General features: G+C 58.3%; 14 protein-coding genes and 1 tRNA gene. 12 read left to right on the top strand and 3 right to left on the bottom strand.

Features of this window, described 5'->3' with window-relative positions:
- The first annotated feature begins 123 nt into the window (after positions 1 to 123).
- The 3 genes from ACZZ0Q_RS19590 to ACZZ0Q_RS19580 all read left to right on the top strand — a co-directional run bounded on the left by ACZZ0Q_RS19590 (position 124) and on the right by ACZZ0Q_RS19580 (position 3,517).
- A complete protein-coding gene (locus ACZZ0Q_RS19590; protein ID WP_463541100.1) occupies positions 124 to 495 on the top strand; it encodes a translation initiation factor Sui1 in 372 nt (123 codons plus the stop codon).
- A 139-nt stretch (positions 496 to 634) separates the two neighbouring features.
- Positions 635 to 2,548 carry an arginine decarboxylase gene (speA, locus tag ACZZ0Q_RS19585; protein ID WP_463541101.1) on the top strand — a complete coding sequence of 638 codons (1,914 nt, stop codon included), beginning with the start codon at positions 635 to 637 and terminating at the stop codon, positions 2,546 to 2,548.
- 99 nt (positions 2,549 to 2,647) lie between these two features.
- Positions 2,648 to 3,517, top strand: coding sequence for an alpha/beta hydrolase (locus ACZZ0Q_RS19580; RefSeq protein WP_463541102.1), 870 nt, complete (start codon positions 2,648 to 2,650; stop codon positions 3,515 to 3,517).
- A gap of 577 nt (positions 3,518 to 4,094) precedes the next feature.
- Here the strand turns inward: ACZZ0Q_RS19580 and ACZZ0Q_RS19575 are convergent.
- Positions 4,095 to 4,418 (bottom strand): YdcA family protein, encoded by a 324-nt coding sequence (locus ACZZ0Q_RS19575; RefSeq protein WP_463541103.1) that lies wholly within the window; start codon positions 4,416 to 4,418, stop codon positions 4,095 to 4,097.
- A 148-nt stretch (positions 4,419 to 4,566) separates the two neighbouring features.
- Here ACZZ0Q_RS19575 and ACZZ0Q_RS19570 point away from each other — a divergent pair, with 148 nt between their 5' ends.
- The 7 genes from ACZZ0Q_RS19570 to ACZZ0Q_RS19540 all read left to right on the top strand — a co-directional run bounded on the left by ACZZ0Q_RS19570 (position 4,567) and on the right by ACZZ0Q_RS19540 (position 8,243).
- Positions 4,567 to 4,812 carry a YhfG family protein gene (locus ACZZ0Q_RS19570; RefSeq protein ID WP_463541104.1) on the top strand — a complete coding sequence of 82 codons (246 nt, stop codon included), beginning with the start codon at positions 4,567 to 4,569 and terminating at the stop codon, positions 4,810 to 4,812.
- A complete protein-coding gene (locus ACZZ0Q_RS19565) occupies positions 4,805 to 5,017 on the top strand; it encodes a hypothetical protein (RefSeq protein WP_463541105.1) in 213 nt (70 codons plus the stop codon). Before ACZZ0Q_RS19570 ends, ACZZ0Q_RS19565 begins: the two co-directional genes overlap by 8 nt.
- A gap of 3 nt (positions 5,018 to 5,020) precedes the next feature.
- On the top strand, positions 5,021 to 5,398 hold the full coding sequence (locus ACZZ0Q_RS19560; protein WP_463541106.1) for a Fic family protein: 378 nt from the start codon (positions 5,021 to 5,023) through the stop codon (positions 5,396 to 5,398).
- A gap of 561 nt (positions 5,399 to 5,959) precedes the next feature.
- Entirely contained in the window at positions 5,960 to 6,319 is a 360-nt protein-coding gene (locus tag ACZZ0Q_RS19555) for a ribbon-helix-helix protein, CopG family (RefSeq protein WP_463541107.1), read from the top strand.
- 303 nt (positions 6,320 to 6,622) lie between these two features.
- Positions 6,623 to 6,817 (top strand): hypothetical protein, encoded by a 195-nt coding sequence (locus ACZZ0Q_RS19550; protein ID WP_463541108.1) that lies wholly within the window; start codon positions 6,623 to 6,625, stop codon positions 6,815 to 6,817.
- Between the two features lie 568 nt (positions 6,818 to 7,385).
- Complete coding sequence (locus tag ACZZ0Q_RS19545) at positions 7,386 to 7,745, top strand: ribbon-helix-helix protein, CopG family (protein WP_463541107.1); 360 nt, start codon at positions 7,386 to 7,388, stop codon at positions 7,743 to 7,745.
- 303 nt (positions 7,746 to 8,048) lie between these two features.
- Positions 8,049 to 8,243: a hypothetical protein gene (locus tag ACZZ0Q_RS19540; RefSeq protein ID WP_463541108.1), complete on the top strand. Its 195-nt coding sequence runs from the start codon at positions 8,049 to 8,051 to the stop codon at positions 8,241 to 8,243.
- A gap of 86 nt (positions 8,244 to 8,329) precedes the next feature.
- Here the strand turns inward: ACZZ0Q_RS19540 and ACZZ0Q_RS19535 are convergent.
- Positions 8,330 to 8,406: transfer RNA gene (locus ACZZ0Q_RS19535), tRNA-Met, on the bottom strand.
- Positions 8,407 to 8,492: 86 nt separating this feature from the next.
- Positions 8,493 to 11,360: a bifunctional diguanylate cyclase/phosphodiesterase gene (locus ACZZ0Q_RS19530; protein ID WP_463541109.1), complete on the bottom strand. Its 2,868-nt coding sequence runs from the start codon at positions 11,358 to 11,360 to the stop codon at positions 8,493 to 8,495.
- 308 nt (positions 11,361 to 11,668) lie between these two features.
- Here ACZZ0Q_RS19530 and ACZZ0Q_RS19525 point away from each other — a divergent pair, with 308 nt between their 5' ends.
- Together ACZZ0Q_RS19525 and ACZZ0Q_RS19520 are read left to right on the top strand one after the other, a co-directional pair.
- Positions 11,669 to 12,856: an NnrS family protein gene (locus ACZZ0Q_RS19525; RefSeq protein ID WP_463560862.1), complete on the top strand. Its 1,188-nt coding sequence runs from the start codon at positions 11,669 to 11,671 to the stop codon at positions 12,854 to 12,856.
- An 11-nt stretch (positions 12,857 to 12,867) separates the two neighbouring features.
- Positions 12,868 to 13,305, top strand: a complete 438-nt coding sequence (locus ACZZ0Q_RS19520; RefSeq protein WP_463541110.1) for a CopD family copper resistance protein — start codon at positions 12,868 to 12,870, stop codon at positions 13,303 to 13,305.
- Positions 13,306 to 13,380: the final 75 nt, after the last annotated feature.

Here is a 13,380-nt window from a genome sequence, read left to right as displayed (position 1 = left end):
CCTCCCGGCCCAGGTGCGCTGCCCCTGCCAGAGTGGGGCTTCGCGGCTGACACCTCGTCAGCCAGTCGCTTTCAGGTCCACCTACTAACGCTGCGCTGGACCTTCCTGACCGAGGACAACCCGGTGGTCAAGAAAGCTTCGTCCTTTTCCGCCCTCGGCGGTTTGGTGTTTTCCACCGATGCAGGCCGGCATTGCCCCGACTGCAGCAAACCGGTGGACGCCTGCATCTGCAAACAGACCGCTATTCCCGACGGGGATGGCATCGCCCGCGTGCGCCGTGAAACCAAAGGTCGCGGCGGCAAAACGGTGACCACCATTACCGGCGTGCCCCTGGCCGAGGAGCCGCTTAAAGAATTGGCAAGCCAACTTAAACGGCGCTGCGGCTGCGGTGGTTCGCTCAAAGACGGCATCATCGAAATCCAGGGCGACCATGTGCAGCTGCTGCTCGATGAATTGATCAAGCAAGGCTTCAACGCGAAGAAATCTGGCGGCTGACCCGTCGCCTCCTAAACTTTCGCGAGCTTTGTCCGCCATCGATGCGGCTGAACACCTCAGAAAACGTCATGTCCACTGCTTACCTTGCTCGAGTCGGGGCTGCCCGGCGCTTTTGAATTCTTCCAAAAAGGGAACCTGAATGTCCGTACGACGCACACGTAAAGATGACGGCAGCCAATGGACCGTTGCGGACAGCCGCAGCGTTTACGGCATTCGCCATTGGGGCGCTGGCTATTTCGCCATCAACGAAGCGGGCCGCGTCGAAGTGCGCCCCAGCGGCCCGAACAGCGCGCCGATTGACCTGTTCGAACAGGTTGAAGAACTGCGTCAGAGCGGGCTGTCGCTGCCCCTGCTGGTGCGTTTCCCCGACATTCTGCAAGACCGCGTACGCCAGCTGACCGGCGCCTTTGACGCCAACATCGCGCGCCTGGAATACCAAAGCCAGTACACCGCGCTGTACCCGATCAAGGTCAACCAGCAGGAAGCGGTGGTGGAAAACATCATCGCCACCCAGAACGTTTCCATCGGCCTCGAAGCCGGTTCCAAACCCGAGCTGTTGGCCGTGCTGGCGCTGGCGCCGAAGGGCGGCACCATCGTCTGCAACGGCTACAAAGACCGCGAATTCATTCGCCTGGCGCTGATTGGCCAGAAGCTCGGCCACAACGTCTTTATCGTCATCGAAAAAGAATCCGAAGTTCAGCTGGTGATCGAAGAAGCGGCCGACCTTAAAGTCGCGCCGCAAGTGGGCTTGCGCGTGCGCTTGTCGTCACTGGCCTCGAGCAAGTGGGCCGACACCGGCGGTGAGAAATCCAAATTTGGCTTGTCGGCCGCGCAGCTGTTGTCCGTGGTCGAGCGCTTCCGCGCCGCCAAGCTGGACCAAGGCATTCGCCTGCTGCACTTCCACATGGGCTCGCAAATCGCCAACCTGGCCGACTACCAACACGGTTTCAAAGAAGCCATCCGCTACTACGGCGAACTGCGCGGCCTCGGCCTGCCGGTGGACCACATCGACGTCGGCGGCGGCCTGGGCGTGGACTACGACGGCACCCACTCGCGCAACGCCAGCTCCATCAACTACGACATGGACGACTACGCCGGTGTCGTGGTCGGCATGCTTAAAGAATTCTGCGACGCGCAGGAACTGCCGCACCCGCACATCTTCTCGGAAAGCGGCCGCTCGCTCACCGCGCACCACGCCATGCTGGTGGTGCAAGTGACCGACGTGGAAAAGCACAACGACGAAGTGCCGGCCATTGACGACAAGGAAACCTTGCCCGAAACCGTACAATGGCTGGTCGACCTGCTGGGCCCGACGGACCTGGAAATGGTCACCGAAACCTACTGGCGCGCCACCCACTACATGAGCGACGTGGCCAGCCAATACGCCGACGGCAAAATCAGCCTCACTCAAAAGGCCCTGGCCGAGCAGTGCTACTTCGCCGTGTGCCGCCGCCTGCACAACTCGCTAAAAGCCCGCCAGCGCTCGCACCGCCAAGTGCTCGACGAGCTCAACGACAAACTCGCCGACAAATACATCTGCAATTTCTCGGTATTCCAGAGCCTGCCGGACACCTGGGCCATCGGTCAGGTGCTGCCGATTCTGCCGCTTCACCGTCTCGGCGAAGAACCGCTGCGTCGCGCCGTGCTGCAGGACTTAACCTGCGACTCCGACGGCAAAATCAAGCAATACGTCGACGAGCAGAGCATCGAAACCAGCCTGCCGGTGCACGAAGTTCGCGAAGGTGAAGACTACTTGCTCGGCATCTTCCTGGTCGGCGCCTACCAGGAAATTCTCGGCGACATGCACAACCTGTTCGGCGACACCGACTCGGTGAACATCTACCAGAACCCGGACGGCACCGCGTACCACGCCGGTATCGAAACCCACGACACCATCGAAGACATGCTGCGTTACGTGCACCTGTCTCCCGAGGAGCTGATGACCCACTACCGCGACAAAGTGGCCAGCGCCAAGATCAGCCCACGGGAACGCACCCACTTCCTCGACGCATTGCGTTTAGGGCTGACACGGTCTTCGTACTTGTCTTCGTAACCATTGCTTGTTTCCCCTCTCCCGCCTGCGGGAGAGGGGCTAGGGGAGAGGGCAAGGCGTTCACTCCTGCTGCAGTCCAACTCAAGAGCAACTTCCTCTATGCGCCGACTGCTCACCCCGCTTTTCCTCGCCCTCAGCACCTTCCTCAGCGCCTGCTCCCCTGTAGGCCTGCTCAACGCCATCACCCCCACCGACACCTACCGCAAAACCAGCGCCATCGCCTACGGCAGTGACCCGCGTCAGCAGTTGGACATCTACGTGCCCACCGTAAAGAAACCCGGCCCCACGCCGGTCGTGCTGTTCTTCTACGGCGGCAGCTGGAACAGCGGCGAGCGCAACGACTACCGCTTCGTTGGCGAGGCACTGGCCAGCAAAGGCTACGTCGCCGTCATCGCCGACTACCGCCTGTACCCGCAGGTGCGCTACCCCGACTTCCTCAAAGACAGCGCGCAAGCGTTCGCCTGGGTTTACCAAAACATCAGCGTGTACGGCGGCGACCCCGCGCACCTGTTTCTCATGGGCCACAGTGCCGGCGCCTACAACGCCGCCATGCTCGCCCTCGACACGCGCCTGCTGGCTGAGGTCAACCTAAACGCCAGCGCCATTCGCGGCTGGATCGGTCTGGCCGGCCCGTACGATTTTCTCCCCATCGAAAACCCAAACGTGCGCCCCGTGTTCTTCCACCCCAACAGCCCACCAGACTCGCAACCCATCAACCACGTCACCGCCAGCGCGCCGCCAGCCCTGTTGATCGCCGCGCAAGAAGACGACCTCGTTAACCCGAAGCGCAACACCGGCGGCCTGGCGAACCGCCTGCGCGACGTGGGCGTGCCCGTGAGCGAGCACTACTACGACAACGTCAGCCACATCAGCCTCATCGCCGCCCTGTCGCGCCCCCTGCGCTACAAAGCGCCCGCCCTGGAAGAGATCGCCCGCTTCATCGGCAGCGACGGCGGCCGAACCCCCTAAAACAAAGAAGCCCGAGCCAAAAGCCCCTCCCACCGGACCCGATCCTGTAGGAGAGGCTTCAGCCTCGAGCTCTTAAATCCTCAATCTAGCGCTAACGCCGTCGTCCTCGCTCAACCCCTGAGCCGCCCATCAACCACCTCGACTACGGCGCCCCAAACTTCAACGTACCCAACGCTAGATGTCCAAACACTGTCCAACCCAACACGCTTAAAACCGCAATTACCACCCACCCCACGACAAGCCCCAGCGCGATCTGCTTCCACAGCCCTGCATGAGGATTGCTATGAGTCGCGCTACCGGAGCGGACAGGGCGGTCGCGCTCGGCGCGGATGTCGTCGAAATCGTCTCTCATGTTTTCTCCGCTCGCCCAGGGCGCGCTTTAACGAAATTAGTCTGGCTCAAATGCCGTCTGGACTTTGATGCCCATTTGCTGGCCTGGTTCGTTCCGATATCAGCCACAACGCGTACTCGGGAAACGCCTGCGCAAGGATTCAGCAATAGGCTTGCCCGCTTCCAGCGCGCGCGATTATAGGAGCAATTGCCTGAACCGGTCGGAAGCGAAAGATTGGTCGCCTGACTACTTACGCCGATAACTCTTCTTCCCCGACGGCGTCACGCAAAACTCCCCACCCCGCGGCCCGACACACAACGTCCCGCCACCACACGGACAATCCCCACCCGCGTTCCCACCCACCGCCTTCAACGGCGCAGGGCTCCCGCCATGGATCGCCGCACAGTTCTTCTTCGACCCACTGATCGAACCATCACGACAAATAAACAGCTCACCATCGCAACGGGCGATGCCGCCTTTGGCGCCGGAACAGGGTGTGTTGGCGAAGCTGGGTTGGGCGACGCTGAGGAGCAGCAAGAGGAGGGCGGGCAGAGCGAAACGGGAGAGCACGGCGAAATCCTTTTTGCGCGATGTGGGGCGTTGTGTCCGGAGAACGATCTGAGTCTGGTATCGACTAACGGAGGTTGCCGCGGGGAAGCAGGGCGGCATTTACGACTTCTTGGATCCTTCTCTTCGTAGCTTGCTTTGTAGAGTCGAAGTGTCTAAAAAACAAGCATTACCGCCAGGTATCCCGCACGGTGGGATAATCGCCATCTTTGAAATGGGGGACCGCATGTCTAAGCCTTCACTTGCGGTGAAAAAAGCCTATTTTGCGCAGACCCGTCAGTCGAATTATTCGGCCAGCCTTCGCTTGGAGGTTTTCGATGTGGCGAAGCCAGAGACAGGCAAACCTTCTTGTTCGTCAGGGGCTTCTCCATCACGCGCGAACAAGCCGAATGCGTGATAAATACGGCACGGCATCTGATCCGTACTGTTATCCAGGAACCACAGTCCTTCGCAATATTTTGTACCTCAACGACGAGGATGCGCTCAGCGAAGCCGAGCGCGATATTTCTATAGCCGCGCTCAACCAAATCGAGTTTGAGCTTCCGCCCTACGATCTTCGCTACCTCTGCGCAATTCACCGCACGCTTTTTGGTGGCGTTTAGGAATTGGCGGGCAAAATTAGAACGATCGATATTGCAAAGCAGCAAACTCGGTTCTGTAACGTTGATCGTATTGAGCCCCAGTCAGCCAGGTTGTTCCGAGACTTGGCAGCGGCAAACTGGTTTGAAGGATTAAGCCGGGAGAAACTTGTTGCTTCAGCCGCAGATTTTTACGGCGAAGTAAACATGATTCACCCCTTCCGCGAGGGCAACGGACGGCTCAACGTGTTCTGTTTGGACACATCATCATCAATGCCGGATTTCAAAACGATTGGTGGTAGGTTGAAACGCCGGAATGGGGTTCCAGCCAACATCGCTGCGGTGTTTGGTGATCCTGGTCCGATCACTGAGATATTTGAGCGTTGCATTCGCGAGCGGCTTTGATGGGATGAGCACGCTAGAGCAGCGCGGGGGAAGTCCAGAAACAACAAAGGCCTACCCGAAGGTAAGCCTTTGTTTTGTTTGGTGGCTACACAGGGACTTGAACCCCGGACCCCAGCATTATGAATCCTCGTAGTTCGTCCTTGCTAAACCTCAGGGCTACATATTCCGGGGTGTCCGGCCTGTCTTGATCCTCAGCTATCCATTCTGCTGCTTTAAAACTGCTGAATGTAGTCACCTAATTTGAGCTGGTGAGGCATGGATGCCGAGCCACACCCTGGATGGCTTCATATCCAGGGTGTGGGCACCAGCGCAGGCATGGATGCCGTCTAGGTAACTGCACGGGGTCACTGGGCCGCGAGCGCGCGGCTCGGTACAGAGCAAGCGAGCGGCCGAGTGACGTCCCTGTAACACGTCATATAAACCGAACTAAATAACCTCATTGAACATGATTTATCTCGAAAGGCCCGATTCTACTGGTCTTGACGGGGGCTTGATTTCGAGTTAAATACATAAAAAACATTATAAACATATGTATGTTCTATTGTGATTTGAGGTGGTCTGATGAAAGCGGATGAGAGACGGGAGCTGATTGGCTATATCCAGCGTTACGAGGGGCTATCCAAGGCAGCGGCGATTGCTGATGTGAAGACATCCACTGAGGTTAGCTTGAAAAGGGCTTTGGATGGCTACCGGATAAAGGTTAAGCAAGATGCTCAACAAGCGTTCTCCGCTCCTCCTGTGGGCTTGAATCTCGCAGCCCTGTCCGATGTAGGGGAGAAGCCGAAAAAGACTCCATACACGCTACTGATGCTTCCTCAGCAATTGGATGCTTTGAAGGTGATAGCTGCTCGTGATGGTTCGTCGGTCTCACACCATATTCGCCAGGCAATTAGAGCCTACTTGAAGGCGTACCGCTTATGAGCACCGTAGAGCCAGTGGTAATTCTGCGTCCTGGAGCTTCGCACGCGGTCGATTTGCTAGGTAAATGGGTTGTATGCCGTATTGACTGGGGTGATGAGGGGACTCATGACACTGAGCCTGCTCAGGTGGTCGGCATTGTGTTGCCTGCCCCTGGGATGGCCGTTCGCGCTTGCCTTCTGATGCATAGTTGGAATGAGTCATTGGCAAACGACGGTTTCCAGTACGAGCTCTATTTAGATTCTGTTCAGTTTCTAAGGGTTGTGCAGCCGCCTGAAACTCGAATCGATAACGTAGGAGTAATGTATGTCTAATGTAGGTTTAATGTTGACCAGTGAGCAGCACCGTAAGGCAGCAGAGCTTGCGCTGATGCTGCAATCGGTAGTGATGGGAGATGGTCGTACTGCTCTGAAATTCAACGCTGCTACGCGAGCAGAGTTCATGCGTTGGATGGATGAGCTGATAGGGCTGCTTGAGGTGGGGCGCGCTTACGAGAAATGACTAATGCTGTAGTCCGCTTGTAGTCACTTCTGTAGTCACCGCACAAACAAAAAAGGGCTTAGCTTTCGCTAAACCCTTGTTTTGTTTGGTGGCTACACAGGGACTTGAACCCCGGACCCCAGCATTATGAATCCTCGTAGTTCGTCCTTGCTAAACCTCAGGGCTACATATTCCGGGGTGTCCGGCCTGTCTTGATCCTCAGCTATCCATTCTGCTGCTTTAAAACTGCTGAATGTAGTCACCTAATTTGAGCTGGTGAGGCATGGATGCCGAGCCACACCCTGGATGGCTTCATATCCAGGGTGTGGGCACCAGCGCAGGCATGGATGCCGTCTAGGTAACTGCACGGGGTCACTGGGCCGCGAGCGCGCGGCTCGGTACAGAGCAAGCGAGCGGCCGAGTGACGTCCCTGTAACACGTCATATAAACCGAACTAAATAACCTCATTGAACATGATTTATCTCGAAAGGCCCGATTCTACTGGTCTTGACGGGGGCTTGATTTCGAGTTAAATACATAAAAAACATTATAAACATATGTATGTTCTATTGTGATTTGAGGTGGTCTGATGAAAGCGGATGAGAGACGGGAGCTGATTGGCTATATCCAGCGTTACGAGGGGCTATCCAAGGCAGCGGCGATTGCTGATGTGAAGACATCCACTGAGGTTAGCTTGAAAAGGGCTTTGGATGGCTACCGGATAAAGGTTAAGCAAGATGCTCAACAAGCGTTCTCCGCTCCTCCTGTGGGCTTGAATCTCGCAGCCCTGTCCGATGTAGGGGAGAAGCCGAAAAAGACTCCATACACGCTACTGATGCTTCCTCAGCAATTGGATGCTTTGAAGGTGATAGCTGCTCGTGATGGTTCGTCGGTCTCACACCATATTCGCCAGGCAATTAGAGCCTACTTGAAGGCGTACCGCTTATGAGCACCGTAGAGCCAGTGGTAATTCTGCGTCCTGGAGCTTCGCACGCGGTCGATTTGCTAGGTAAATGGGTTGTATGCCGTATTGACTGGGGTGATGAGGGGACTCATGACACTGAGCCTGCTCAGGTGGTCGGCATTGTGTTGCCTGCCCCTGGGATGGCCGTTCGCGCTTGCCTTCTGATGCATAGTTGGAATGAGTCATTGGCAAACGACGGTTTCCAGTACGAGCTCTATTTAGATTCTGTTCAGTTTCTAAGGGTTGTGCAGCCGCCTGAAACTCGAATCGATAACGTAGGAGTAATGTATGTCTAATGTAGGTTTAATGTTGACCAGTGAGCAGCACCGTAAGGCAGCAGAGCTTGCGCTGATGCTGCAATCGGTAGTGATGGGAGATGGTCGTACTGCTCTGAAATTCAACGCTGCTACGCGAGCAGAGTTCATGCGTTGGATGGATGAGCTGATAGGGCTGCTTGAGGTGGGGCGCGCTTACGAGAAATGACTAATGCTGTAGTCCGCTTGTAGTCACTTCTGTAGTCACCGCACAAACAAAAAAGGGCTTAGCTTTCGCTAAACCCTTGTTTTGTTTGGTGGCTACACAGGGACTTGAACCCCGGACCCCAGCATTATGAATGCTATGCTCTAACCAACTGAGCTATGTAGCCAAGTGGCGCGCATTATTCTTGGCTGGGGCTTAGCTGTCAAGCTGAAATTTCCGTAAATTTGCACGCATGATCAAGCGCTTACAGAGTTAGTGGGTGTCGCTTTGGGCGATGCTGCTGGGTTGCATGAGCGGGTTTTGCGTGAGCTGTTCCAGAGCCAAGGGTTTGGCGAAGAAGTAGCCTTGCGCTTGCCCTGCGCCGATCTCGCGTAATAGCTGCAACGTCGCTTCGTCTTCTACCCCTTCCGCCACCACCGATAACCCCAGCGATTCGGCCATACGCACGATGGCGCGCACGATGGCGCGGCTGCGTGAGCTGGTGGTGAGTTCGAAGATGAAGGATTTGTCGATCTTCAAGCCGCTGAATTGGTACTGATGCACGTAGCTCAGGGATGAAAAACCTGAGCCGAAATCGTCGAGTACCACGCTCATGCCTTGGTCGGACAATTGCTGCATGGTCAGTTGCGCTTGCGCCGGCTCGGCCACCAGTGCGCCTTCGGTGAGTTCCAGGCAGATGCGGGCCGGGGCGATGTTGTGGCGCGCGAGTACGCTCAGTACTTCATCGGCGAATTCGGTGCGGGTAATGCTATAGCTCGAGCAGTTGACGTGCACGGTCGGCCAGTTGGCGTGCTGCGGTTGGGCGAGAATTTCGGCCACGCAGTTGAGCATGTACAGGTCCAGCCGACCGATCAGGCGTAGGCCTTCCAGAGCGGGTAGGAAGTAGCCGGGCGCGATTACGGAGCCGTCGGGTTGATGCCAGCGAATTAGGGCTTCCAGCGACACCAGTTCACCGGTGCGCACGTTCACGATGGGTTGAAAGTACGGCACCAGTTCGTCGCTGCGTTTTAGCGCGTTTCGCAGCGCACCTTCGCGTTCCATTTGGTCGGACACTTCGCGCCGCAGCTCCTGGTTGAACACGGCGTAGCTGTCGCGGCCGCCATTTTTCACCCGGTACATGGCGGTGTCTGCGTCGCGTAGCAGGTCGGCGGGTTCCTGATGGAATTGCTGGTCGGCGCTGACGATGCCGATGCTGCACGAGGAGAACAAGGTGTGGCCGTCGATGGCGAACGGCAGATCGAATTCGGTGAGGATGCGTTCGGCAATGCCAATGGCGACGTCGAGCGGTGCGCCAGGTGCGAGTACGGCAAATTCGTCGCCGCCGAGGCGCGCGAGCAGGTCGCTGCCACGCAAGCAGGCGCGCAGGCGGGCGGCGGCTTCGGTGAGCAGCAGGTCGCCGAAGTGGTGGCCGAGGCTGTCGTTGATCAGTTTGAAACGGTCCAGGTCGATGAACATCACCACCAACTGCTTGCCGTGGTCGCGGAAGTTATTCCAGGCCAGGTTCAGGCGATGCTGCAGGTGGCTGCGGTTGGGCAGGCCGGTCAGTGAGTCGTGGGTGTTTTCGTGTTGCAGCTTGGCGTTGGCGTAGTCCAGTTCGCGGGTGCGGCTTTGCACCCGTTCTTCCAGTTGCAGGTTGGCGGCCTGCACCGCTTCGGCGGCGTTGCGGCGGGAGAAGGCGGTGTCGATGTGCCGCGATACGAAGGTGAGCAGTTCCTGATCGCGCAGGCTATAGCGCACGTTGGGCTCATAGCTCTGCACCACCAGCACGCCGCGTACGTCGTTGTCGGCGAACAGCGGAATGCCTAGCCAGGACTGTGAGCGCACCGGTTCTTTGCTGCGCTCGATTTCGCCAACGTCCATTAACCGTGAGGCTTCGTCGTAGTCGATCAGGCACGGCCGGCGCTGGCGAATTACGTATTCGGTCAGGCCTCGTTGGCCCCGGCGCGACGGTGGTGGATCGCTGCGTTGTTCGTCGACGAAGTAGGGAAAACTGACTTCGTCGGTCTGCCGGTCGAACTGGGCGATATAGAAGTTGAGGGCAAACAACAGCTCGCCAACGATGCTGTGCAGGCCGCGAAACAGGTCAACCATTTCCCCCGGTTGGCTGGACAATTCGGTGATCTGGAACAGCGCGCTCTGAAGATGTTCGGCGCGCTCGCGGTCGGCCACTTCCTGGCGCAGCGTGTGATTGAGCTCGGATAACTGCAGGGTTCGCCGTGAGACGGTCTCTTCCAGATCGGCGCGGTGAAGAATGCGGTCCAGTGCCATGGCGACGTGGCGTACGACCACGAGAAATAACGCGCGGTCTTCGGAGTTATAGACGCGCGACTTCTCGTACACCTGCATGGCGAGCATGCCGAACACTTCGTCGGAGGCGTTCTTCAGCGGAGCGCCCATCCAGAATTCCGGCTTGTGTCCTACGCAGAAAAAGCGGCCTTCGACTTCGGCGGCGTAGATGCCTGCTGAATCGATCAGCAAGGGCTGGCCGCTGGTGAGCACCGTGCCGGTGAGCGACAGTTGATCCGGGTTCAGGTACTCGTACGTCTCGGACTCCAAGGCCTCGGTGTCAATGATGTCGACGTAGTAGGGATAGGTGATCTTGCGCGTATCGCTGTCGTACAGCGCCAGGTAGAAGTTTTCCGCGTCGATCAGGCTGGCCAGTTGTTTGTGCACACCCATCAAAAACTCGGAGCGCTCACGGGTGGAGGTGGCCAGGTAAGTAATTTCATACAGCACGCGTTGGGTTAGCTGCGCACGAGCCAGGGTGATGGCTTGGGTTTGCAAGGCCAATTGCTGCGCCAGCTCGGCCAGAACGGTTGCGTCTTCGGTGCTGCAATCCTGCGGGGCGAGTAGCCAGCCCAACACGTTTTCACCGCTGCCGGTGGCCCAGCGCTGGAGATGATGGGTTGCGCAAAACGTGTCGAGCTGTGCGGTCGAAAGACTCGCCGGCCACGACGAACCCGCTTCGCCCTGGCCGCTAAGGTGCAAATGATCGTTGACCCGATACCAGGCCCAGGCGCGCGTTTGTGACCAGTGGCTGGCTGCGGTGAGCAAGGCGCTGATAGCGCTGGCAAACGCTGCGGCGTGTGGCGACCCATGGGGCAGGGTGGACGAGTTCATTGGCGCTCCAAGCCAGGTGCTGACGGGCTTCATCTTCGGGCCTACACGTAAGCGCTGCAAGCCGCGCCGAAGAATTGCTTTAGCGAGGCGATTAGTCGGGCGCAGCCCTAGGCCGCGATTGTCGAGGGTGGCGGTCAGCTCTGTAAGCGCTGGCGAATCTGCCGCCGTTGGCTTGCGCTTTTTCCGAAGTGCTCTGTGTCCGAGGCTTGGACGACTCCAGCGCACGCCCTGCGACGTCTGGCCGCCTGGCCATGGGGCAGTGCGCGGCGTCAGGATTCGGCCGGGCCGCTGACGGCCGGGGAGAGGCTATGCACATTACTGACCGACGTGAGGCGCTGAACGGTACGGCGTTGTGGCGGCTGGGGTTTCGTCCGTTCTTTCTGTTCGGCTGCCTGTTCGCGTGTGTGGCGATGGCGCTTTGGTTGCCGGCATGGAGCGCAAGGCCGCTACTGGCCAGCCCCACCGGTGGGTGGTTGGCGTGGCATCGGCATGAACTGGTGTTTGGCTTTGGCGGGGCGATTATCGTCGGCTTTCTGCTAACAGCGGTGCAGACCTGGACCGGACGCCCGAGTATGTCGGGCCCGCCGTTAATGCTGTTGGTGCTGGTGTGGCTCATCGCTCGGCTGGCGTGGTGGCAGCCGATACCGGCGGTGTTGCTGACCTGCAACGTGGTGTTTTTGTTGGCCGCCGCGTTTCTGATGGCGCGGTTGCTAGGGGCTGCGCGTCAGCGGCGAAACTATCCGGTCGTGTTCATTTTGCTGCTGTTGGCGGCGGCTGACCTGTTAACGCTGGTGGGTGTGATGCGCGGCGATGAGGTGTGGCAGCGCCAGGGAATTTGGGCGGCGGTCTGGTTGGTGGCGGCGATGATGGGATTGATCGGTGGCCGGGTGATTCCTTTTTTTACTCAGCGCGGGTTGAACCGCAGAGACGCCGTGCAGCCGTGGCCGTGGTTGGACTGGGCGCTGCTGCTGGTCACTGTCAGTCTCGCATTGATGCTTGCCGCCGGCCCGGCGTTGCAACCGCGTTTCGACGTAGGGCTGATGTACGCAGCGCTTGCCCTAGGGCACGCCATTCGCTTGTTTCGCTGGTTCGACAGGGGCCTTTTGCGGGTGCCTCTATTGTGGTCCTTGCACTTGGCTTACGCCTGGTTGGCGCTGGCCTGTGCGGGCATGGCGCTCTGGCATTTCGGCCTTCCGGTTTCGGCGAGCCAAGCGTTGCACGCGATGACAATTGGGGCCATGGGCGGCCTGATTTTGGCGATGCTTGCGCGGGTTTCGCTGGGGCATACCGGGCGGGCGCTAACGCTGCCTCGCGGCATGAGCGTGGCGTTTTTGTTGCTCAACGTCGGCGGGCTGTTTCGCGTGGTGGGTGTTCAGGTTTGGTATTGGCCGTCGCTTTGGCTGGCTGGGCTGAGTTGGAGCGTGGCGTTCGCGCTGTTTCTGTTTCGCTATGCACCGATGTTGTGCCGCGGGCGAGCTGACGGACAGCCTGGCTAAGGGGAGGGGATATGTCTTACCTGCTGATTAAATTCGTGCATTTTCTGGCGGCTGCCTTTTTTATCGGCGGTGTGTTTTTCGAGACGATGATTTTAAGCCGCGCTGCTGGGGTTCTTCATCGCGGTGCGCGCGAGCAGCTTTCCCGATCGGTGGGGCAGCGTGCGCGCGTGGTAATGCATTGGGTCGTACTGGCGTTGTATGGCGCCGGCGCAAGCCTTGCCTGGCGATATCGCGCGGCGTTGGCTGAGCCTTTCGCTTCGCATTTCAATGCACTGCTGACACTGAAAATAGCCTTGGCCCTGAGTATTCTTGGACACTTTTTGGTGGGGGTATTTTGGCTGCGAACGGGCCGGATGACGGCTGGGCGCTCGCGGTTTATCCATGGCAGCGTACTGGTTCAAATGCTGGGGATCGTGTTTATGGCCAAAGCGATGTTTGTTGCGGTTTGAGGCGTGTGTTGTGCTTGGAAACGCTCCAGCGGCATGAGATTTTTGGCTCGAAAAAAAGCCCTCACGTGGAGGGCT

The organism is Pseudomonas sp. AC070, from assembly GCF_979258635.1.
Note: the sequence above shows the minus strand (reverse complement) of the source record. Positions and strands in the feature narration are given on the sequence as shown.